The sequence below is a fragment of the Dermabacter jinjuensis genome (assembly GCF_902381725.1).
Classification (GTDB): Bacteria; Actinomycetota; Actinomycetes; order Actinomycetales; family Dermabacteraceae; genus Dermabacter; species Dermabacter hominis.
Map to the genome: position 1 here is coordinate 729236 of NZ_LR698963.1, position 22194 is coordinate 751429.

A 22194-nucleotide genomic window follows, 5' to 3' on the forward strand; every position below is an offset into this window, starting at 1 on the left:
ATCGAGGAGAGGGCCGCCGCTAGACGAGCGTCAGACAAGCGTCCGCTTCGTTAGTCGCAGCTGCACGTCTGCACATTCCGCGACCCGCTTCGAGTGGGTCACAACGATCACGCACTTACCGGCTTTCGCCGCGCCCCGCAGAATCTCGATCACCTCTTCCGCCGTGTCCTCGTCGAGGTTGCCCGTCGGCTCGTCCGCGAGAATCACCGGCGCCTTCGATACGAGCGCACGCGCAATCGCGACGCGCTGCTGCTGCCCGCCCGAAAGGCGAAGCACATTGCGGGTCGCCTGGTCCTTCGTGAGACCGAGGTTCTCGAGGCTTTCGACGCCTGCCTTCTTATCCACGAGACGAAGGTTTTCGAGCGGAGTGAGGTAGTCAATCAGGTTGTAGTTCTGAAACACGAGAGAGATCTGCTCGCGGCGATGCTTCGAATACCCCGTCTGTGCGATATCGGTTCCGTTGAACCGCACCGTGCCACCGGTGGGCGCTTCAAGGCCCGCAAGGAGGCTCAACAGAGTGGATTTGCCCGCACCGGATGCGCCGACGATCGCGTAGAGCTTCCCGAGCTCAAAGGTTGTCGAGACGTCCTCGAGAACCCGGCCGCGAGACTGTTCGTAGGTGTAGCTGACGTGATCGAGGTGAAGAATGCTCATGATGTGCTCCTAGCTCATAGAGGCGAGAATTGACTTCGGGCTGCGCCGAAAAACAGGAATAAGAACCGCTGCGACAGCAATGGCGACGATGAGGGCGCCCACGCCAAGCGCAGCCAGGGCCGCGAGCGGACTCGCGGAAGGGGAGAGGGCTTCGAGAACCGGGTCGTGAGAGCGGGCCAGGAGAGCCTCGCTCACGGCATTCGTCGCGAGGAGCCCCAGCCCAAGAGCGAGAATCGCCGCGACGGCTACGAGCGCGCAAATCTCCGTGAGGAACTGACGAAGGATGCTTCCCTTCGACCTTCCAAGGGAGAGCAGAATCCCGATCTCGTGAAGGCGGCCGCGCGCCCAAAACGCGAGCACGAGCACGAGCACCGCGATGCTCACTGCGCTCAGTCCAAGAACGAGCCATGTGAGAAGGCGTTCCACGCCGGCGATCGAGGCAAGGACGGTACGAAACTGCGCCGAATTATCCTCGAGGCTCAGGTGAGGGCGAGCCTTATGCGCCTTCGCGAGCACGGCGGGAAGAGCCTCAGCGCTCGCGGTGCTGTATCGCGCGAGGGTCAACGACGCCGGATCGGTTAGGGGCGACATGTCTTCGGCCGCGGCGAAAATACGGTTCTCGGCGGCGCCCGCAGGAAGGCCGGACGGATTCTCCGCGCGACCGCTAAAGATGCCGGTCACGACGAGACGCACGAGCTTGCCGTCACGTACGAGCGTGATCGCGCTTCCCACCGACAGGTGGTTCTTCGCGGCAAAGTCCTTGTGCACGAGGGCGCCGTGCGACGAAGACTTCAGGTGCTCGCCCTGCTCAAGCGTGAAAAGCTTGCCTTGAAACAGCGGGTTCAACTGCGAATTAGTCGTCGCCGTCGCCGTCATTTCATTCGCGAACTCCGGGTCAAGCTGCACTGCTCCGGCCGCCGTGACGGGACGGTGACCTTTCGGTTTCACCAGAAGATCGGTCTCGTACGCACTTGAGGTCACGCCGGGAAGCGTCGCGAGAGCGTCGGCATCGGTGCGGGCGAGGCTGGCGTCGGAATTCTGCGCCGTGAAACCAGCCCCGACGTTCCGATCGATCGCGCCGCTAATATCGCCCATCGTGGCGCGCACGCCTGATTGCGCCACGAGCCCCGTGAAAATCAAGGTCATGAGCAGGAGAAGAATGATGCTGCGTGCGGGGCGCCTGCGCAGTGAAAGCACGGCGAGGCGCGCCGAAGAAAGGCCTCTCATTTGAGTGCCACCAAAAGCTTCTTCGGGGCCGTGCGAAGCATCGGGAGTGCGGCGAGTAGCACGCATACGATAATGACGACGGCCGCTGCGATCGCGACGTATGCAACATCCTGATTGCCGAGGCTTACGTGCAATGAATCGAGAGTTTTAAGCGCGCTCGACGATTCGAGATCGGCGCCGGCCTGCTGCCCGGGAGCAAAACCATTCTTCGCAGAAGAATTGACGCTTCCCAGCACCGAAGAGCCAATAGATTGCGCGATAAACGTGCTCACGAGAAACGAGAGTCCGATCGCTGGAATGGCGATGAGCCCAAGCTCCATCCAGTACTGGCGCAGCATTCCACCCTTGGTGGTGCCCACCGAAAGGAGCACACCCGTTTCCTTCTTGCGTTCACCGAGCCACAGGAACAGCATGAGGCTCAGAAGCGCAATGGCCAGGACGAACGTTGCGATTTTTGCGCCGTTCATGATCGAGCGAACGCCATCAACCGCACCGGTGATGCCCGCGAGATACTGCGTCGACGGGGCAAGCTGATAGTTGCGCCAGTCGATGCCGAGACGGCTCGCTTCCTCCGCGACCGCCTTGAGCTCAGCGCCCTTCTTCACGAAGAAATTAGCGTCCTGATAAATCTCGGTCTTCGCCGTCCATCCATAGAGCTCGCGCGTCGTGTCAAGATCCGTGAATAGCGTATTGGCGAAAAGCTCGCTGCGCTGGGCAACGGGCCTCGGGTTATCTCCCGAAAAAAGGCCGACGATTTCCGTTTTGACCTCGGTCGTTGACTTGTTCTGGTTATCCACATCGAATTGGTTGCCCTTCACGGTGATCTCATCGCCCACCTTGAGGCCATTTGCTTTCGCGAGATCCTCGTGAATGAGGGCCTTGTGCGAGTCCCCACTTTGCAGGTGGCGGCCTTGCGTGAGGGTGAGCGCCCCACCGCGGAAGCTATTTTCCAGCTCAGAGCCGTTCACGCCCCACACGTTGGCGGCGTTGCCGAACTGCTTTTCCTTTTGCTCGTCGTACTCGTTGTGGTCGAGCTTCTTGACGTTTGCGCCCACAAGATCCGCCGTGACGTTCTGGCGCGCGACGTAGCTGTCGACGTTCTTGAGCTTCGCGATCTTCTCGATATCCGCACCCTTCACGGTGCCTGCGCCGCGGGGTGTTCCCTGATTGAACTGCGGGTTGTTTTGCAGAACGAAGCCCGCGCCCGTGCGCCGATCAACCTGTGCTCCCGCCGCATCGGCAGCGCGCGTCACCGAACCGGTCACCATGAGCGCCGACATCATCGCCGCGAAAATTCCCAAAATAATGAACGACTTGACGCGTTGACGTGAAACGTAGCGCCAGGCCCGGCCGAAAGACGACACGGAACGATCCTTTCCAGAAGGCAACATTAGGTGTTTGAGCCGCCGCATAACAGCGTGCGGCAACGACGAAAGAACCTAACGAAGCAGTCTGGAATGGTTCCCAGCTTGGGGTGGGAAAGCCCGGTGAGAGCGGCAGCTCCTCGGGGAAAACTCCGGGATCGAAACGGGTAAAAAGTCCCGAAATCTGCCCTTTTTCTGCGAGAACTCGGGCGATCCCGGATCAATCCCCTAAAACGCCGCGGGAGAGTGAGGTGTGACTAGTCGAGGAAGCCGCGAAGAAGCGCCTCGGTTCCCGCGAGGTGTTCCTCCATCTCGACCGAGGCGACATCCGGCCGTCCGCGAAGAATGGCCTGGACGATCCTTTGATGCTGCTCGCACGAATGCTCAATATTGGGCTGGAGCAGGGGGATCTGGTCAAGAAGCTCGTTGACCCGCATGCGGATATCGGCGAGAACCGGGACGAGGGAGGGAGCGTCAACGAGCTCCCCCATGAGCAGGTGCAGACGCGTGTCGTACTTGCGGTAGTCAGCCAGGTCGGCACCCTGGCATTCCTCGTGGGCGCGCCAAAGCCGTTCGCGGCTTTCGCGTGAAAGCTCTTGGCGGGCGAGCCTGCGCACGATCCCTACCTCGACCACCGCCCGAAGAGCGAGAGTGTCGATGATGGACGCGACGCGACTCGAGGTCTCCGAAAGCGCGCTCGAGGTGGGAAGCGGATTCTTTGCGAACGTCCCGCCGTAGCGGCCCCGTTTCGCTTCGAGGTAACCCGCCTCAACGAGAGCCGAGATCGCCTCGCGAACGGTGTCGCGCGAAACCCCAAGCATCGAGGCGAGCTCGCGCTCCGGAGGAAGCTTTTCCCCCGGAGCAACGAGCCCAAGTTTGAGCGATTGAACAAGCCTGTGCACGGTCCCCTCGAAAGCGTTCGAGGCCGCTCCTGGCTTCAACAGAACCCAGGAGTTCAGCACGGGGGCGGGATCAGGCAGCTCAGTCATCGCTCAACATCTTGTCACAAGCATCGCGACTCAGAGCGGCGTGACGTAGGCGGCGCTCAGGCCGCCATCAACGAGGAACGTCGAGGCCGTGATGAACGAAGCGTCGTCACTCGCGAGGAACGCCACCGAAGCAGCCAATTCCTTCGCATCGCCGAAGCGGCCCACGGGCACGTGCACGAGGCGACGCTGCGCACGTTCGGGGTCCTTCGCGAAAAGCTCCTGAAGAAGAGGAGTGGCCACGGGCCCCGGGCACAGGGCGTTGACGCGAATGCCCTGACGGGCGAACTGCACGCCGAGCTCGCGCGTCATCGCGAGCACCCCACCCTTGGAGGCCGTGTAGGAAATCTGCGAGGTCGCCGAGCCCATCACCGCCACGAAGCTAGCCGTGTTGATGATCGAACCGGACTGCTGCTTCGTCATGTGGCGAAGCGCTGCGCGCGAGCACAGGTAAACCGATTTCAGGTTGACGTCCTGCACCTTCTCCCACGCGGGAAGCTCGGTTGTTTCAATCGAATCGTCATCCGCGGGCGAAATCCCGGCGTTGTTGAAGGCAATATCGACCGAGCCGTACACGCGAGCTGCTTCGTCGAACAGGTGGTTGACCTGCTCTTCGCTCGTGACGTTCGTTTCGACGAAGAGGCCGCCGACCTCCTTGGCAGCCGCCTCGCCGTTTGTCGCATCGAGATCGCCGATGACGACCGTGGCGCCTTCGGCCGCGAACCGGCGGGCGGTCGCAAGCCCGATGCCGGAGCTGCCGCCCGTAATCACGGCGACCTTGCCCTTCAGGCGTTCGGTGAGATCAATCTTGTCGATAGTCGTCTCTGACATGTCAAAACCTTTCTACAAGGGGTGGATGATGGCTAGTCCTGCGCGAAAAAGACATTCTTGGTTTCGGTGAAGGCGAGGGGAGCGTCGGGCCCTTGTTCCCTGCCTAGACCGGACTGCTTGAACCCGCCGAACGGCGTGGAGTACCGCACCGACGAGTGGGAGTTGACGGAGAGGTTTCCCGCCTCGACCCCGCGCGACACGCGAAGCGCGCGGCCGATGTCGCGAGTCCAGATCGACCCCGAAAGCCCGTACTCGGTGTCGTTTGCGAGGGCGAGCGCATCGGCCTCGTCCTCGAACGGCAGCACGGTGACGACGGGGCCGAAAATCTCCTCGTGAACCGTCCGGTGCGTGCGCTCGGGCGTGAGCACGGTGGGCGGGAACCAGAAGCCGGGGCCCGACGGTGCACTCCCTCTAAAGGCGACAAGCGATTCGTCGTCCACGTATCCGGTGACCTTGTCGAGGTGGGCTTTCGCCACGAGCGGCCCCATTTCGGTGTCGTCCTTCGCGGGGTCACCAACCCGGAACTCCTTGACGGCGGGCTCGAAGAGCTCCATGAACTTCTCGTACACGGACTTTTCGACGAGGATCCGTGAGCGCGAGCAGCAATCCTGCCCGGCGTTGTCGAAAACCCCCGCGGGAGCTGCGGCGGCTGCCTTCTCGAGATCGGAATCGGCAAACACGATGTTCGCGTTCTTTCCGCCGAGTTCGAGCGTGAGGGTCTTGACCTGTTCGGCGCAGCCACGCATGATCGTCTTTCCCGTTGCCGTTGAGCCGGTGAACACGACTTTTCGCACGTCGGGATGTGTGACGAACCGGTTGCCGACGACCGACCCTTTGCCGGGAAGAACCGTGAGAAGGTCCTCGGGAAGGCCGGCCTCGAGGGCGAGCTCGGCAATGCGGATCGCCGTGAGTGGTGTCCATTCGGCGGGCTTGAGAACCACGGCGCAGCCAGCCGCGAGCGCGGGTGCGAAGCCCCACGCGGCGATTGGCATGGGGAAGTTCCACGGGGTGATGATGCCGACGACGCCCACCGCCTCATGGAACGTTACGTTCACGCCGCCCTCGACGGGAATCTGCTCGCCGATGAGCCTTTCGGGCGCTGCTGCGTAGTACTCGAGGACATTCGCAACGTTTTGCGCTTCCCACCGGGCTTGCCCAATGGGGTGGCCGGCATTGGCAACCTCGATCTGGGCGAGCTCCTCGTTGTGCTCGGCGACGATGCGGGCAAAACTCCGTAGAACCTGTGCTCGCGCGGCTGGAGCGGTGGCCGCCCAGCGCTTTTGTGCAACGACGGCCTTGGCGATGGCGTCGTCAGTCGCTTCGACGTCGACGAGCTCGATGCTGCGAATGAACTCCTCGGTCGCGGGGTTGATGATGTCGAACGTAGTCATGGGCGCTCCTTAGAGGTATGGGGCGTAGCATTGACGAGGGCTTCGAAGAGTCTGCGGTCGTCGCTTTGCTGTTCGGGATGCCATTGGACGGCAAGGAAGAAGCCCCGTGCTGATGGGGACTCGAGGGCCTGGATGGTGCCGTCGGACGTGCGGGCGGTGACCGTGAGACCGCTGCCAACCTTCGCTACCGCCTGATGGTGGTACACGGGGATATCGTGCGCGCTGCCGCCGAGGATGCTCGCGAGCGTCGAGCCATCGGTGATCTCGATGTCCACCGAGCCGAACACGCCCGGGGCAGGCTGGTATTGATCCGAGCCCACGACGTCGGGCAGGTGCTGGATAAGCGTTCCCGAGTGGACGGTGTTGACGATCTGCATGCCGCGACAGATCGCGAGCAAGGGCAGCCCGGTGCTGCATGCCGCCTCGTACAGAGCGATTTCCCACTCGTCGCGATCATCGCGCGGCGCCCCGGTCCTCTCGTGCGGCTGCTCGCCATACCGAGCCGGGTTGACGTCGGCCCCGCCCGCGAGGATGAGCCCGTCTAGGCGGGCGAGGACCTGGGCAGCGCGTTCGTGTTCCGACGGTTGCGGGGGCAACAGGACGGGCACGCCTCCAGCATCGAGGACCGCCTGAAGGTAGGCCTCGTGCAGGAAGGATGCGCGCGTATCCCATACCCCGCACGTGGCAGATTCGAGGTATGTCGAGATACCGATGATGGGTGCGCTAGCCACGTTCGAAGCCCCTCACGCGCTCCCAATCCGTGACGGCGGCATCGAACGCCTCGAGTTCGACCCGGGCAGCCCGCGTGTAGTGCTCGACGACGTCTTCGCCGAAGGCGGCATGGGCAATCTCGGAGTTTTCGAACAGGTCGGCGGCCTCGCGGAGCGTCGTCGGCACCCTCGGCTTGTCACTTTCGTAGCCGTTGCCCACGAGCTCGTCCTCGAGGGAGAGCTCGTTGTCGATGCCGTGGAGACCCGCGGCGATCATCGCGGCCATCGCGAGATATTGATTGACGTCGCCGCCGGGAATGCGGTTCTCGAAGCGTAGCGATTTGCCGTGGCCCACGACTCGGAAGGCACACGAGCGGTTGTCGAGGCCCCACGCGAGTGTGGTCGGTGCGAATGTGCCGGGCTGATAGCGCTTGTAAGAGTTGATGTTGGGGGCGAACATGAGGGCGAGTTCGCGCGCCGCGGCGATCTGCCCCGCGAGGAACTGATCCATGATGACGCTGCGCCCGCCTTCGCGGGATTCATCGGCGAACACGGGGTTGTCGTCCTTGTCGCGCAGGCTCATGTGGATGTGGCACGAGTTGCCTTCGCGCTGGTTGAACTTCGCCATGAAGGTGATGGACTTGCCGTGTCTTTCGGCGATCTCCTTGGCGCCCGTGCGGTAGAGGCTGTGGTTGTCGCACGTGGTAAGCACGTCGTCGTAAAGGAAAGCGATCTCTTGCTGGCCGGGGTTGCATTCGCCTTTGACGCCCTCGCAGTACATGCCGGCGGCATCCATGGAGTTGCGGATGTCGCGAAGAAGCGGTTCGAGGCGCGTGGAGGCCTGGATGTCGTAGTCGGTGTTGTAGTCGCTTGCGGGGGTGAGGTCGTTGTAGCCCTTGGCCCACGCTTCACGGTAGGTGTCGTCGAAAATCAGGAATTCGAGTTCCGTCGCGCCCATGCACGTCCAGCCGCGCTCCTCGAGGCGAGCGCGCTGCTTCTTGAGGACACTGCGCGGGGCGGGGCCGACTTCCTCGCCCGAGGTCGTGAGGAGGTCCGCGGTGACCTGTGCGGAGCCCTCGATCCACGGGACCTGGCGCAGCGTGGCCAAGTCTGGCTTCATGACCATGTCGCCGTAGCCGCTCTTCCAGCTGGAGATCTTGTAGCCGTCCACCGTGTTGTTGTCGATGTCGACGGCGAGGAGGTAATTGCAGCACTCGGCTCCGTGTTCGGCGACGGAGTCGAGAAAGAGGCGAGCGGAGATGCGCTTGCCTACGAGTCGGCCTTGCATGTCCGTGAATCCGAGAATCACGGTGTCGATATCGCCGGCGTGGATGCGGTTGGTGAGTTCTGAGAACGTCAGCATTCCTTCGTTGCCTGACATGGAAGCTCCTCATTGTGCTTCGGTGTGGCCTGGCGGGGCCCTTACGTGGCGATGCAAGCCATTGACTAAACATCGGTCTGGCAACCATTAGACCACATGGTGTGAGCTATGCAACCCGAAAGTCTGGCAAAGTTCTGGGTGTTCTGGGTTGATTGTCTACAACTCACGTCAATAAATTTCTACAAAAGCGTGGAAATCCAACCATTAGGCGAGTAGTGTGGGGCAGCACACACGAGTCAACGTGGTCTCGTCACTACGGAAGGTATGCAATGGCTGATCAAAGCGATCGTCAATCTCCTCAACGCGCGGCAGCATCACCTGCCTCGCCCTCCACGCAATCGGGGGAAGTCACCAAGGTCGGTGGCGTTACCTATCGAACGGCGGATACCGAATATTTTGAAAAACGTCAGCTCAAGCGCGCGGCCGGCATTTTCGGACTCTGGGGCCTCGCGGTCGGCGCGGTCGTTTCCGGTAACTTTTCCGGCTGGAACTTCGGCGTGGATTTCGCGGGCTTCGGCGGGATGCTCATCGCCTACGCGATTCTCATCGTCATGTACTACGGCCTCATCTTCTCGATCAACGAAATGGCCGCCGCCATGCCCCACACCGGAGGCGCGTACTCGTTCGCGAGAGCGGCGATGGGGCCCTACGCAGGCTTCGTGACGGGCCTTGCCGAAACAATCGAGTACGTCGCAACAACCGCCGTGATCGTCTACTTCTCCTCGGGCTACGCCGACGCGGTCGTATCGCAACTCCTCGGTGTTGACCTGCCAAAACCCGTGTGGTGGCTCATCCTCTACACGATCTTCGTGGCGCTGAACTCCTCGGGCGCAGCGGTATCGTTCAGGTTCGCCATCCTGGTGTCGATCATTTCGATCGTGATCCTGCTCGTCTTTAGTGCGATGGCGCTGTTCTCCGGCGCTTTCTCATGGGATTCACTCTTCAACATCGTTCCCGACGCAGGCGGTTCGGCCTTCCTGCCCCACGGTTTCCTCCCGATCCTGTTCGCGCTGCCCTTTGCCATGTGGTTCTTCCTCGGCATCGAGGAGCTGCCGCTCGCAGCCGAAGAGGCCCACAACCCCGTCCGCGACATTCCCAAGGCGGCACTGTGGGCGCGCTTCACACTCGTCGTCACCGGCCTTCTCGTGCTCGTTCTGAACACCGGCGTGCTCGGCGCGGAAACGACCGCCGGGGCAAGCGAACCCCTCCTCGACGGCTTCCGCGCGATCGTAGGCGACGGCCTCGCTGCCGTCCTCGCACTCTTCGCTCTCGTGGGCTTGCTTGCCTCGCTTCAAGGCATCATGTTCGCCTACGGGCGCAACATGTATTCGCTCTCGCGTGCGGGCTACTACCCGAAGTTCCTTTCGCTCACGGGGCGCACGCAGACGCCGTGGGTTGCCCTTATCGCCGGCGCCGTCATCGGTTTTTGCGCCCTTGTGGGCGTCGATCTTGCCGGTGGTGAGGGTGGAATCGCCGGTGCGGTTGTCCTCAACATCGCTGCCTGGGGTGCCGTCGTCGCCTACCTCATGCAAATGGTGTCGTTCCTCGTGCTGCGCAAGCGATTCCCGAACGCGAAGCGTCCCTACAAATCGCCGTGGGGAAACTTTGGTGCGATCATCGCCGCCGTTATCTCCGCGCTCATCTTCCTGGGCTTCCTCCTCAACCCCGACTACCTGCCCGCGATCATCGCGATCATCGTGATCTACGCGGTCATGCTCATTACCTTCTGGCTGTGGGGCCGCCACCGGCTCATTATGAGTCCCGAAGAGGAGTACGCGCTCTCGGGAGGCCTCGACGTCGTGAACCTCGACGACCTCGTGGATGACGGTGAACTCAGCGATCAGCCCAGTGAGAGCGAGGCCGCACCCGCTCGAGACTAGGTCTCAACGGGCGGTCCTCATTCTTTCCTCACGGGCGTCTCTCATTCTTTGCTCATACGAAACGGTCCGGGGAAGCCCTGCGGCTTCCCCGGACCGTCCATGAGGTTCACGCGCGGTTAGAACCCGGTGCGCGTGGCCTTCGGGTAGTACTTCCGGAACTTCTGCACCTGGCGGAGACCCGAAGCGAGAGCGAAGCCCCTCATCCATGCACCCTCCGGGGCGTAGCGGTAGGGGTTGTCCACGCCGTGGGCACGAACGGCGGAATCGAGTTGAGCGCGCAGCTCGGGTTCGGTGACGTAGTGCTTCACGAGGCGCGTGGGGAGGATCGAGTAGAGGTGCTGCTCCTCGGCGCGCACACGCTCAAGGGGAGCGTTGTCGATGAGGTCCGCGACAATGTGCTCGGGGTAGGAGCCGCCTGCGGCGGTGACGTAGTGGTTGTTGCGCCCGAGCCGCGGATTGAGTTCGAGGAAGTAGGCCGTTCCGTTGCGCGGGTCGACCTTGAGGTCAACGTTGGCGAAGCCGACGTAGTCCACGTGGTCGAGGAGTTTTTCGAACTGCGCGACGATTCCGCGGTGAGGACCGGTGAGCATCGCTGCGGGGCGTCCAAGCGCATCGGGTGTGTGCTCGCCGAGCAGCACCTGCGCCGCGCATGTGAGCGTCACGTCCCCCGAGCGCGAGCGATAGCCGGTGATCGAGTATTCGGAGGTGTCATCACCCTCGATGAGCTCCTGGAAAAGGAAGCGCCCCGTGAAGCCAGCGTCCCCGAGTTTTGCCACGAGTTCCTTGTATTCGGCTTGCGACTTGAGCACGAATACTTTGCGCTTGCCGGGGAATTTGACGCGCGAATAGTCGGCGGTGTTCGCGGGTTTGCCGATGATCGGGTAGGCCCAGGGAAGTTGCTCGGGCGCGTCGAAATCGGCCCCGCCGTACCGGGAGAAGTCCACGACTTCAGTGGGGATCGTCGGAATGTCGAGCTCGTTGCACGCTTCTTGGAAGTGGGCTTTATCGGCCAGTGTCGCGAGGGAAGCGGAATCGACTTGCGCGAGAAGGTAGTGCTCCTCGAGCTCGGCCCGGTACGTGTCGATGAAGGAGATGAACGAATCGGCATTCGCGAGCATGAGGGTAGGTCGCTTGACGGGTTTGTCTTTCGCGAGCTGAACGAGCGCGTCCTTGAGATCGCACTCGCTTGCCTCGGCACCGATAGCGACGTGAGCGCTTGTGACAGTGCGTTCGTTCATCGCGATGGGGGTGCGCATCACGGTGAGTGAACGCATGCCGTAGGCCTTGTGAAAGGCAATCGAGACGTTGAGCGAGTTGAGGCCCGCGCCGAGGATCACGACATCGAACTCCGTGCCGCCTTTGCTGATCCCCGGTGTGGGGCCGGGCTGGGAGACAGTGAGGTTCGAGATGGCCACGTGAAACGCCTTTCGCTGGGAAACATCCGGCGCTTGAGTTTATCGAACAGCAGTTTTGGCGCTCTCTGTTTGCTCGCACAAAGTGTTCGTAAAATCATTCAACGCTAAAAAAGTGGCGCCCCCGCGGGGTGCCCCCCTCCTAAGGAGTACCAATGAACGACAGCAGCCCCCTCGACAAAGTAAAGGACGTCGCGCAGTCCCTCGCGGACACCGCGAAGGAAAAGCTTCCCGCGGGCGTTGATGCTGCGGCCGACGCCGTTGTTGACCTCGCCGCGAAGGCCGAGGAGAAGTTCCCGCAGGCCAAGGGCGTTACCGACAAGGTCGTTGACGTTGCGGGTGCTGCCCAAGACAAGGCCCATGAGCTCGGCGATGGAGGCGATGGGGACGCGGCTGCGGCGCAACACTGAGGCGCTGCCGTCCGGTTCGCAGCACTGAGGTGCTGCCGTTCGGGTTCGCAACACTGATGCGGGCCGTTTCGGTCTATGAAGAGACTGGGCTGTTGGCTGGCTGTTGAGCCGGGGGCGGCTCAGTTTTTTTCATGAAGTGCGACGGTGACTGGGGGAGCTGAGCAGCTGGGGGAGCCCGGTGGCTGGGGGAGCTGAGCAACTGGGGGAGCCGGGAGCTGGGGGAGTCGGGCCGCATGAAGAATTGCTGCCCGCATACGCGAGCCGCGCCACTAGAAGCCTCGAATCGCTCCCGAGGGCGCGGGATGGGTGCTAGCCTTCCAACGGTTGTGCACGGACATGGACAGAGAGCCATGCGAGCACTTCATGTGATCCGGGTACAGCCATGCCTTTGTCCCGTTTTCACGTGAGGAATGTGCATGAGCACCACAGCGCCTGAGCGCCCCGCAACCACCCCCATTATTGCCAGCCCCTCAATCGACGAGACCGCAGTGACGGCCTCGGGGCCGGACCCGACCGAAGCAAGCGGCCACGACGCCGACTTCAGCTTCACCCCAGTTCCCGCATCCGCGCGCCACGGTTTTTGGGCCGTTGGCTTCGTGATGCTCGGATTTACCTTCTTCTCCGCCTCCATGAGCGTCGGCGCGAAGATCGGCAACGGTCTCGATCTTGGCGGCTTCGTATGGGCCACGACGCTCGGTGGGCTCGTGCTCGCGATCTACACCGGTGGCCTCGCCTACCTTGGCGCGAAGACCGGCATGGGGCTTGACCTCCTCGCCCGCCGCGCCTTCGGCCGTCGCGGCTCGCTCTTGGCTTCCGCCCTCGTGGGCCTGACCCAGATGGGATGGTTCGGCGTGGGTGTGGCGATGCTTGGTATCCCCGTCGCCGACCTCCTCCACATCAGCCCCTGGTGGATCGTGATCGCCGCCGGCGCCGCGATGACCGCTTCCGCTTACTTCGGCATGAAAGCGATCGAGGTCGTCTCCTTCATTTCCGTTCCTCTTATCGCGATCCTCGGCACGTACTCGATGGTCACGGCAACCAGCAAGGCCGGCGGTCTCGTCGAGGTGTTCGGTGGCGGCTCGATGCCGATCGTGACCGGCATCGGGATGGTCGTGGGTTCCTTCATTTCGGGCGGCACGGCGACCCCGAACTTCACGCGCTTTGCTCGCTCGGCGAAGGTTGCCGTCATCACGACGGTGATCGCGTTCTTCCTTGGCAACACCCTCATGTTCAGCTTCGGTGCGGTGGGCGGCGCGTTCACCGGCAAGGACGACATCTTCTACGTCATGATCGCCCAGGGTCTCGCGATTCCTGCGATTCTCGTGCTCGGCGCGAATATTTGGACGACCAACAACAACGCCCTGTATACCTCCGGCCTGGGCTTTTCGAACATCACGCGCGTGCGCACCCGCCCCATGACTCTCATCGCGGGCATTTTCGGTACGGTGAGCGCGCTGTGGCTGTACGACAACTTCGTGGGCTGGCTGAGCTTCCTCAACGCGGCACTTCCGCCGATCGGTGCGATCCTCATCGCTGACTTCCTGGTGCGCAAGCACGCGTACGTGGACTCGACCGAAGCGGAGCAGACCGTCGCGTGGCACGCGGTTCTCGGCGTCATCGCCGGCGGCTTCGTGGGCTACTTCGTGCCGTGGGGCATCTCGGCCCTCAACGCGGTCGCCGTCGCGGTCGCTATTCACCTCGTGGGCGTAGCGTTGACGAAGCGCCGCTAACACCTTCTGCGGGCGGCGCGGCCCGCATCGTCGAGGGTCGCGCCGCCACCGTCCAGGGTGGCGTTGCCCGCCCGTCCCACTCCATTTCAATAGAAAGGCAGCCCCGTGCTCATCCAGAACGTCACGCTACCGGGCCGGGAGGGCTCGGTTGACCTGCGCATTTTCGACGCTTGCTTCACCCACATCGAACCGAATCTCACCGCGGAGCCGGGCGAAGAGACATGGGACGCCGAGGGGCGCCTCGCGCTCCCGCCGTTTGTGGAGAGCCACATTCACCTCGACTCGGTTCTCACGGCGGGCGAGCCGAAGTGGAATATGAGCGGCACGCTTTTTGAGGGGATCGAGCGCTGGAGCGAGCGGAAGAAGACTCTGAGCGTTGAGGATGTCAAAACTCGCGTGCGCCGCGTCGCGCGTGACCAGGCGAGCTTCGGTGTGCAATACGTGCGCACGCACGTGGATGTGACCGATCCTGAGCTCACGGCGCTTCGTGCGTTGCTTGAGCTGCGTGACGAGCTTGCCGACCTCATTACGCTCCAGATTGTGGCGTTCCCGCAGGAGGGTATCGATTCCTTCCCGAATGGCCGCGATCTCATGGTCAAGGCCGCTGATATGGGCGTCGATGCGATTGGCGCGATTCCTCACTTCGAGTTCACGCGCGAGTATTCGGTGGATTCCCTCAATTTCGCGTGCGAGCTTGCGCGTGATCGTGGCCTGCTCATGGATGTGCACTGCGATGAGATCGACGATGAGGCCTCGCGCGGCCTCGAGACTCTTGCGACGCGCGCCCTCGAGTTCGGCATGGGGGAGAAGGTCACCGCTTCGCACACGACCGCGATGCATTCCTATAACAACGCGTACTTCGTTCGTCTGCTTCGCCTGCTGACGATGAGCGGCATCAACTTCGTGTCTAACCCGATGGTGAACACGCATTTGCAGGGCCGCATGGATACTTACCCGAAGCGCCGCGGCGTGACGCGCGTCAAGGAGCTCACGGAGGCCGGTATCAACGTGAGTTTCGGGACCGACGATATCCGCGACCCGTGGAACCCGCTTGGGACGGGGAACCTCCGCGACGTTGTGCTGAACGGCCTGTATGTCACGCAGATGATGGGCTACCCGCAGATCGCGGAGTCTTACAACTTTGTGACCCACAATGCGGCGCGCACCCTCCACCTCGACAAATATGGCATCGAGGTGGGCAACCCCGCGCGGTTTATCGTGCTCGATGCGCCGAACTGGGTTGAGGCGCTCAACTTCAACGCGCCCGTCGTTCGCTCCTACAGGGACGGCAAGCTTGTGGCGAAGACGGAGCCGGCGACCCGCGAGGTGTATTGGGGCTAGGCGTTCCCTCGGCTATATGTAGCCAGCCTCTGAGAAGTGCATTCGCGCGCGGTGCGCGCCTCATTGCGACAAGGGAGGGCCCGGGCAGTTGCCCGGGCCCTCCCTTGTGCGTCGTGCTGTTTAGTTCTTGCGCATGCGCACGACGGCGAAGATGCCGCCGCCGATCAGCGCGAGAGCGAGAACTGCCGTCGCGGCGATCTCGGCGCCAGTGCGGGGCATGAACCCGCGAGCGCCGCTCGCCTGCCCCGCGGGCTTAGAGGACTTCGAGGGCTTCGCGGGGGCCTGCTTCGACGAATCGGCTTTGCCCGTGTCAGCGTTGCCGGGCGAGACCTCGTCCGGCGAAGGCTTGTTCGGTGCTTCCTGGTCGTTCTCGCCGGGCTTAGGGGCAGCGGGAGCCGGTGCGGGTGCGGGAGCCGGTGCGGAATCGGTCGGCTTCTTCTCTGGGGTTTCGTCGGAAGACTCTTCAGGAGCGGCTTCCTTAAAGCTCACGCCCTCCATTTTCCACTCTTCCTTCGTGATCGTGAGCGGCTGGACGATCGCCTGGGGTGCCGGCTGAGGAATGCCGTTGTCGATCTTCACGCATTCGATCTGGAGGTTTGCCTTGCCCTCTGCGGCGACGTCCACGAAGCTTGCGTCGATCGGGTTGACGACCGTGCCGTCTTTTTCGAGAGAGTCGATGCCCGACATGACGACGCGGGTCGCCTTGGCGCCTTCGCCCTGGACGAAGACGGTGCGGGCGCCGTCAACGTAGGGCTCTTCGCACTTCACGCGAGATTTCACGGTGTAGGTGAAAGGGTCTGCATCGAGTGCGCCGTGTGCCTGGACGCCCTCGGCATTCTCGATCGTGGCCGTCACGGAATCGTCGAGGGTGACCTCGGTTGCCGCTGCGGCAACCTGGGGGAGGGCGAGGAGCGCTGCGGCGCCGGCGAGGGCAGCCGCGCGGCGGAGCGAGAGGGAGAGCTGCATGGTTCTACACGTTCCTTGGGGCGCGGGGGGTGGGTTAGCGAGGACAACTGTGACAGGCCTTAGTGAACGGCGGGTAACCGGCCGGTGTCGGCCCCAGTTCCTTCCCGTCACCCACCATTCACTTCCTCCCTCTAGCGTTCTGATTGGTCTTCCCGACGCCCTGAGAGAAAGATTCCCCATGACCGAGCTTCGCTCCCCCCAAGCCTCCTCGCTCGCCCCGAGCCGACGCACCGTGCTCCGCGGCAGCGTTGCCGCCGGTGCCCTCGGTGCTGCCGCGGCCGCAACCACCGGCGCCGCGATCGCCGAAGAAACCCCCGTGACCACCACCGACGCGGCCGAAGGCAAGGATCTCGCGCCCGCGAAGACCGGTCTTGAATGGCTCGTCGTTGACCACCACGTGCACTCGCTCTACAGCCACGATGCGAAGTACACGATGGACATGATCATGGATAAGGCCGAGGAGTTCGGCGTGGACGTCATTGCGTTCACCGAGCATTCCAACTGGGGCCATGCCAACAAGGGCGGCGTGTGGGAGGCGAATCGACTCATCCGCAAGGCCCGCGACGAGCGCAAGCTCATGGTGCTCCAGGGCATCGAGTGGTACATCCCCGCGGCCGAGCACTGCACCGTTCTCATTGCCCCCGGCATCAACGAGGCCCGCGTGCTGCGCACCTTCGAGCTCGAGTTTGATGGCAAGCTCAACGACTGGGAAAAGCCCTCGCTCAAATCTCCCGAAGAAGAGTTGGAGAAGAAGGCGTGTGAGGCCATCGCCTGGCTCGGCGAGCGGAAGCGCGAGGGCTTCATCGATGACGCGATCGTGATCGCGAACCACCCGAGCCGCTACTGCATCGACTCGCCGCGCGAGCTTCGCGCGTGGCATGATGCCGACCGCGACATCTACCTCGGCATGGAGGGCGCCCCTGGCGCTCAGGGCTCAGCGTTCGGCCTCAACCGCCACCCGAAGTACCAGCGCGGTGAGTACGAGAACAGCCGCCGCCCTGACTCCTCGCCGCACTACCCCGACGAAGCCTTCCGCACGCGCGGCGGCTTTGACTACCTCACCTCGGTCGTGGGTGGCATGTGGGACTCGCTGCTCTCTGAGGGCCGCCGCTACTGGATCACCTCGAATTCCGACTTCCACCTCAAGACCCACGACACCTACCGCGTGGGCGACTACCCGAAGGGTGACGGCTGGGAGGAAGGTGCGAGCCTCGGCAACTTCAACCGTGCGGGTCGCCGCCCCGTTCCCGTCAACACGAACGAAGCTCAGGGCGGAAGCGACTACTGGCCCGGCCAATTCTCCCGCACGCACGTGGGTGCCACGAGCCGCTCCTACGAGGCGGTCATGGAGGCCATGCGCGCCGGCCGCATTTGGATTGAGCACGGTCACCTCATCTCCGGCCTCGAGGTCGTTCTCTTCGCGAAGGACGACAGCGCCAAGCCCGTGACTCTCGGCGACACCCTCAAGGTCAAGGCCGGCACCGAGCTTGGCCTGCGCGTGACCGTCACACCCACGACGAAGGAAAACTCCGCGGGGATCCTCCCCGAGCTCGCGCACATCGACCTCATCCGCGGCCTTATCACTGGCCCGGTCGAGGACGTCAACACGACGACGGCCCCTCACACCAAGGTCGTTGAGCGCAAGGACACCGCGGGCCACGGGCGTGAGAAGTTCACGGTCGAATTCGACCTCGGCGCCGTCGAGGAAAGCGGCTACCTTCGCCTGCGCGGAAGCGATGGCAAGCGCTCGGGTGTGGGCCCGATGGGCAGCGATGTTGATCCGGCCGGCCCGATTCCCCACGGTGGCGAGAACGGCGCAGGAAGCCCGTGGATCGACACCTGGATGTACACCAACCCGATCTTCTTCGAGGTCGAGTGATCACGGTTTCGTGAACACGAGTGGGCTCGGTTTCGCGGGGGTTATGCCCCGCGGAATCGAGCCCCTTTCCCATCGCCCGCCCAGGACACACACCGCATGAAAGGACACCCCGCATGGCTCTCAACCGTCGGACCTTCCTGACCGCAGCCGCCGCGACCGCCGCGAGTGCCGCAACCCTCGCGCCCGCGAGCGCGTCACCGCTTTTTGAGCGCGACGAGAACGACACCCCGCGCCTTCTCGACGACCCCTTCGATGCGCGCCTGAAGAATCCCGCGCCCGAGGGATGGGCGCCGAAGAGCCCGCTCGCTCGCGCTCACGCCCACAACGACTACCTGCACACGCACCCGCTGTGGGATGCCCTTGCGCAGGGCTTTTGCTCGGTTGAGGCGGACGTGTGGTTTGAGGGCGGCGCGATCCTCCTTGGCCACACCCGCCTCGGCACGGCGAGCGGCCGCTCCCTCGAGGAGTATTACGTGAAGCCGCTCGCGGCGCTCGTGCGCTCGAACGGCGGTCACGTGTTCCCCGGCTACGACGGCCCGTTCCAGCTCCTCATCGACATCAAGGATCAGGGGGAGAAGCAGCTGCCCGCGATCGAGAAGCTGCTTGCGCCCTACAGCGACGTGTTCTGGCACGTGAACCGCTGCGGTGAGGTCGTCGAGAACCCCGTGCGCGTCGTTTACACGGGAGGTCGCCCGTACGATCTCATCAAGGACAACCCGGTGCGGTTCGGCTCGGCCGACGGCCACAAGGGTGATCTCGGCGGTGAGATCAGCTCGCTCGACATGCCACTCATCTCGGAGGATTGGGAGACGTGGGGCTGGCAGGGCTTCGGTGAGCGCCCGGAGGATCAGTTCCGTTCACTCAAGGAGTTTTCCGACGGTGCCCACGCGATCGGCGCGCGCTCGCGCCTGTGGGGTGTTCCCGAGCTTCTGCCCAAGCGTCGCGAGATCCTGTGGCAGATGCAGCTCGATGCGGGCATCGACGTCGTGGGCGCCGATGACCTCGCTGAGCTGCGCGCGTTCCTGCTCGAGCGCGGCGCCGCCTAAGGAATAACCTCGAAGGCCTACCGCGCGCGCTCGGCGAGTAGCTCGAGCACGTGGCGGTAGGTCTTTCCCGTCGCGCGGGTCATGCCGATTTCGCACGTGCGGTTGAGGGAGGCGTGGTAGTCGGCGTCAAGAGCCTTGACCTCGGCCGCTTCGGCTGCCGTCGCTGAGGCGGTGAGCTCGGGGTGGAGCATGCCGCGATCGCCCGCGAAGGCGCAGCAGCCCCACGCGTCGGGCACGGTGACCTTCGCGTAGGCGGCCTGGGCGACCTTCGTGAGAGCGGGGTTGAGCCCCATTTGGGTCGAGGAGCACGTGGGGTGGAGAACCAGGTGTTCGCTCGACCGGTCGATGTCGAGGCGCTCAAGGAGATGATCGGCGGTGAACTGCACGGCGTCGATCACGTCGGCGCCGTCGCGCTCAAGGATCGCCGCGAAGCCCTCGGTGCAGCTCACGGCGTCGCTCACGATCGGCAGGTCGAGCTCGCGCACGGCGTCAACCACCTTTCGGGTCTTCGCTGAGATGACCTCGTGCCCCTTGGCTTTGCCTTTCGACGTCCACGGGGTGCCGCAACACGTCGAGTCGATGCCCTTCGGGATGAGAAGCGCAAGGCCCGCCTTCGCGAGGAGTGTTTCGAACGCGGAGACGACGTTTCCACCCGGTGCGGCCCCGCCGAACATCGTGTTCACGCACGCGGGAACATAGATGCCCGCGACCTCGCCATGGGGCGCGCCGAACAGGCGGCCGGGCAGGTGAGAGCCGACCGCGCGATCCTCGGCGCGCTCGCCGAGGGCGCCACGAGCCTTCCCGCCGGCCGGCAGGTCCTTCGTGTACTTCGGCACGGTGTCCTCGCCCAGCAAGCGTCGGCCAACGCTCGTTGCCGCCCCCACGGCAGGCGCCGGAACTTTATCCGCGACCGAGAGCCCAACCGCGGCGCCGCGCGTGATCGCACCCCACGACGCTGCCGCGGCCTTCCACGCGCCGGACTCGACTGCGTTCGTGTTCTCGCGGCGCAGTCGCTTGACGAGTAGCCCCGTATTGATCCCCACGGGGCACGCCGTCACGCACATGCCGTCCACGGCGCACGTGTCGATGCCTTCGTAGTCGTAGTCCTTGGCGAGCTCATCCGCCGTTGCCGCATCGCCCGCGTTGCGGGCACGCTCCTCGGCGCGGCGCACCACGATGCGCTGGCGCGGCGTGAGCGTGAGGTCCTTGCTCGGGCAAACCGGCTCGCAGTAGCCGCACTCGACGCAGCGATCGGCCTCGACCTCGATCGTGGGGTTGAGCTTGAAGTTTTCGAGGTGGGCCTTCGGGTCGTCCTCGATGAGCACGCCCGGGTTGAGGATCCCCGCGGGATCCACGAGGAGCTTGATCTCTTTCATCACGGCGTAGAGCTCGTCGCCGTACTGGCGGTGCACGAACGGCGCCATCGCGCGGCCCGTGCCGTGCTCGGCCTTGAGGTTGCCGCCGCGAGCGAGCACCACGTCCACCATCGACTCGGTGAAGGCGCCGAGGCGCTCGCGGGCCGCGTCGCTCTCGAAGCGATCCGTGAGCATGAAGTGGATGTTGCCGTCTTTCGCATGGCCGAAGATCACGGAGTTCTCGTAGCCGTGCTCGTCGAAGAGCTCGTGCAGGTCACCGCACGTGTCGGCGAGGTTCGCGGGCGGCACCACGACGTCCTCGAGGAGCGCGGTTGTGCCACTTTCGCGCGCGCCCGCGACGGAGGCGTAGAGCCCCTTGCGCAGCGCCCACGCCGTCGCGCGCATGCGTGGATCCTCGGAGAAAACGGCGGGGGAGCGCAGCTCGTGGGCGCGCAGGATTTCTTCGCCGGCGCGCTGAGCCGCGGCGAGTTTTTCGTGCTCATCGTCGCGGTACTCGATGAGCAGTGCCGCTTCCGTGCTCGGCGCGAAGCCCTGGATTTGCTCGGGCACGCGGGCGAGCCTCTGGCCCACCGCGATCGAGGTCGAGTCCATGACCTCGAGCGTCGCCGCCCCCGAGTCCACGAGCTCGGGCAGGATTCGGGTAGCCGCATCGAGCGTGGGGAACACGGCGAGCGCACTCGTCGTGAGCGCCGGGATCGGCACCGTGCGGAACGTCGCCTCGGCGATGAACGCGAGCGTCCCCTCGCTTCCGATCACGAGCTTTTCGAGGATGTCGATGGGGCGCTCGGCATCGAGGAAGGCGTTGATGCCGTAGCCCATCGTGTTCTTGAGTGCGAAGCGTTCGCGAATGATGCGCACACTCTCGGGGTTCGACACGACTCTTTCGCGAAGGCGCAAGAGGCCCTCGTGGATGTCGGGCGCGTTGGTGCGCAGGCGAGCGTCGGCCCCTTCCCGATCGCTCGTGTCGAGGGTGAGGCCCGACGGTAGCACCATGACCATCGATTCGAGGGTTTTGTAGGTGTTGTACTCCGTGCCGCAGGCCATGCCGCTCGAGTTGTTCGAGACGACGCCGCCGATCGTGCACGCGGCCTCGCTTGCGGGGTCGGGGCCGAGGCGGCGCTTGAAGCGGCGAAGGCGCGCGTTTACCTGCGCGATCGTGGCGCCCGATCCGGCTCGCACGCGCGCGCCCTCGTCGAGGACTTCGATGTGGCGGAAGTTTTGGCGCACGTCGATCTGGACGTGCGGGCTTGCGGATTGGCCGGAGAGGCTCGTGCCGCCCGAGCGGAAGGCGACGGGGCTTTTGGCGGCGTTTGCGCCCTTGAGGATCGCGGCGACTTCGCGTGCCGTATCGGCGAGCACGACCGCTTCGGGGGTGAAGAGATAGTGGGAGGCGTCGCTTGCTGCGGCCACCCTGTCGATCAGTCGAGTCTGGATGCGGCTTTCGTCGCGCACGGCAGCGGTGACGAATGCGGGGGCGGTGTTCACGAAATCCTCCATGGGCGCGCCGGTTAGGCGTAGACGACGCCTTAAGCCTAGCCCGAGTGGCATGGGACCGTGTGATGGGGGAGTGGCGATTCCGCAACGCTTGGTAGTTATGAAATGACATACAA

The 22194-nt window shown here is 63.8% G+C and carries 17 protein-coding genes; 6 read left to right on the forward strand and 11 right to left on the reverse strand.

Annotated features, from left to right (window positions below; genetic code table 11):
- Positions 1-30 precede the first annotated feature (30 nt).
- The 8 genes from FXY94_RS03230 to FXY94_RS03265 form a co-directional block, all read right to left on the reverse strand.
- Complete coding sequence (locus tag FXY94_RS03230) at positions 31-654, reverse strand: ABC transporter ATP-binding protein (RefSeq protein WP_016663589.1); 624 nt, start codon at positions 652-654, stop codon at positions 31-33.
- A 9-nt stretch (positions 655-663) separates the two neighbouring features.
- Positions 664-1881 (reverse strand): ABC transporter permease, encoded by a 1218-nt coding sequence (locus tag FXY94_RS03235; RefSeq protein WP_016663590.1) that lies wholly within the window; start codon positions 1879-1881, stop codon positions 664-666.
- Complete coding sequence (locus tag FXY94_RS03240) at positions 1878-3245, reverse strand: ABC transporter permease (RefSeq protein WP_016663591.1); 1368 nt, start codon at positions 3243-3245, stop codon at positions 1878-1880. Before FXY94_RS03240 ends, FXY94_RS03235 begins: the two co-directional genes overlap by 4 nt.
- Before the next feature lie 257 nt (positions 3246-3502).
- A complete protein-coding gene (locus FXY94_RS03245; RefSeq protein WP_016663592.1) occupies positions 3503-4234 on the reverse strand; it encodes a FadR/GntR family transcriptional regulator in 732 nt (243 codons plus the stop codon).
- Between the two features lie 30 nt (positions 4235-4264).
- A complete protein-coding gene (locus tag FXY94_RS03250) occupies positions 4265-5062 on the reverse strand; it encodes a 3-oxoacyl-ACP reductase (protein ID WP_016663593.1) in 798 nt (265 codons plus the stop codon).
- Between the two features lie 32 nt (positions 5063-5094).
- The gene (locus FXY94_RS03255) at positions 5095-6453 is read right to left on the reverse strand and encodes an aldehyde dehydrogenase family protein (protein ID WP_016663594.1); all 1359 of its coding nucleotides are present in this window, start codon (positions 6451-6453) and stop codon (positions 5095-5097) included.
- The gene (locus FXY94_RS03260; protein ID WP_016663595.1) at positions 6450-7184 is read right to left on the reverse strand and encodes a gamma-glutamyl-gamma-aminobutyrate hydrolase family protein; all 735 of its coding nucleotides are present in this window, start codon (positions 7182-7184) and stop codon (positions 6450-6452) included. The genes FXY94_RS03255 and FXY94_RS03260 overlap by 4 nt, the downstream gene beginning before the upstream one ends.
- Positions 7177-8544: a glutamine synthetase family protein gene (locus FXY94_RS03265; protein ID WP_016663596.1), complete on the reverse strand. Its 1368-nt coding sequence runs from the start codon at positions 8542-8544 to the stop codon at positions 7177-7179. Before FXY94_RS03265 ends, FXY94_RS03260 begins: the two co-directional genes overlap by 8 nt.
- Before the next feature lie 269 nt (positions 8545-8813).
- Between FXY94_RS03265 and FXY94_RS03270 the strand changes: the two genes are divergently transcribed.
- Complete coding sequence (locus FXY94_RS03270; RefSeq protein WP_016663597.1) at positions 8814-10424, forward strand: amino acid permease; 1611 nt, start codon at positions 8814-8816, stop codon at positions 10422-10424.
- A 116-nt stretch (positions 10425-10540) separates the two neighbouring features.
- Here FXY94_RS03270 and FXY94_RS03275 read toward each other — a convergent pair whose 3' ends face one another.
- Positions 10541-11839: a carboxylate--amine ligase gene (locus tag FXY94_RS03275; RefSeq protein WP_016663598.1), complete on the reverse strand. Its 1299-nt coding sequence runs from the start codon at positions 11837-11839 to the stop codon at positions 10541-10543.
- Between the two features lie 152 nt (positions 11840-11991).
- Here FXY94_RS03275 and FXY94_RS03280 point away from each other — a divergent pair, with 152 nt between their 5' ends.
- The 3 genes from FXY94_RS03280 (at position 11992) to codA (ending at position 15317) form a co-directional block, all read left to right on the forward strand.
- On the forward strand, positions 11992-12246 hold the full coding sequence (locus tag FXY94_RS03280; protein WP_016663599.1) for a hypothetical protein: 255 nt from the start codon (positions 11992-11994) through the stop codon (positions 12244-12246).
- 416 nt (positions 12247-12662) lie between these two features.
- Complete coding sequence (gene codB, locus FXY94_RS03285) at positions 12663-13976, forward strand: cytosine permease (protein ID WP_016663600.1); 1314 nt, start codon at positions 12663-12665, stop codon at positions 13974-13976.
- Between the two features lie 105 nt (positions 13977-14081).
- Positions 14082-15317: a cytosine deaminase gene (gene codA, locus FXY94_RS03290; RefSeq protein ID WP_016663601.1), complete on the forward strand. Its 1236-nt coding sequence runs from the start codon at positions 14082-14084 to the stop codon at positions 15315-15317.
- Between the two features lie 120 nt (positions 15318-15437).
- On the opposite strand, the gene FXY94_RS03295 is transcribed toward codA, so the two are convergent.
- Complete coding sequence (locus tag FXY94_RS03295; protein WP_016663602.1) at positions 15438-16283, reverse strand: hypothetical protein; 846 nt, start codon at positions 16281-16283, stop codon at positions 15438-15440.
- Positions 16284-16461: 178 nt separating this feature from the next.
- On the opposite strand from FXY94_RS03295, the gene FXY94_RS03300 reads away from it, so the two are divergent.
- Together FXY94_RS03300 and FXY94_RS03305 are read left to right on the forward strand one after the other, a co-directional pair.
- Positions 16462-18162 carry a PHP domain-containing protein gene (locus FXY94_RS03300; protein WP_016663603.1) on the forward strand — a complete coding sequence of 567 codons (1701 nt, stop codon included), beginning with the start codon at positions 16462-16464 and terminating at the stop codon, positions 18160-18162.
- A 113-nt stretch (positions 18163-18275) separates the two neighbouring features.
- The gene (locus tag FXY94_RS03305) at positions 18276-19208 is read left to right on the forward strand and encodes a PI-PLC domain-containing protein (protein ID WP_016663604.1); all 933 of its coding nucleotides are present in this window, start codon (positions 18276-18278) and stop codon (positions 19206-19208) included.
- A 17-nt stretch (positions 19209-19225) separates the two neighbouring features.
- Here the strand turns inward: FXY94_RS03305 and FXY94_RS03310 are convergent, their stop codons facing one another.
- Complete coding sequence (locus FXY94_RS03310) at positions 19226-22081, reverse strand: FAD-binding and (Fe-S)-binding domain-containing protein (protein ID WP_051120612.1); 2856 nt, start codon at positions 22079-22081, stop codon at positions 19226-19228.
- Positions 22082-22194 lie beyond the last annotated feature (113 nt).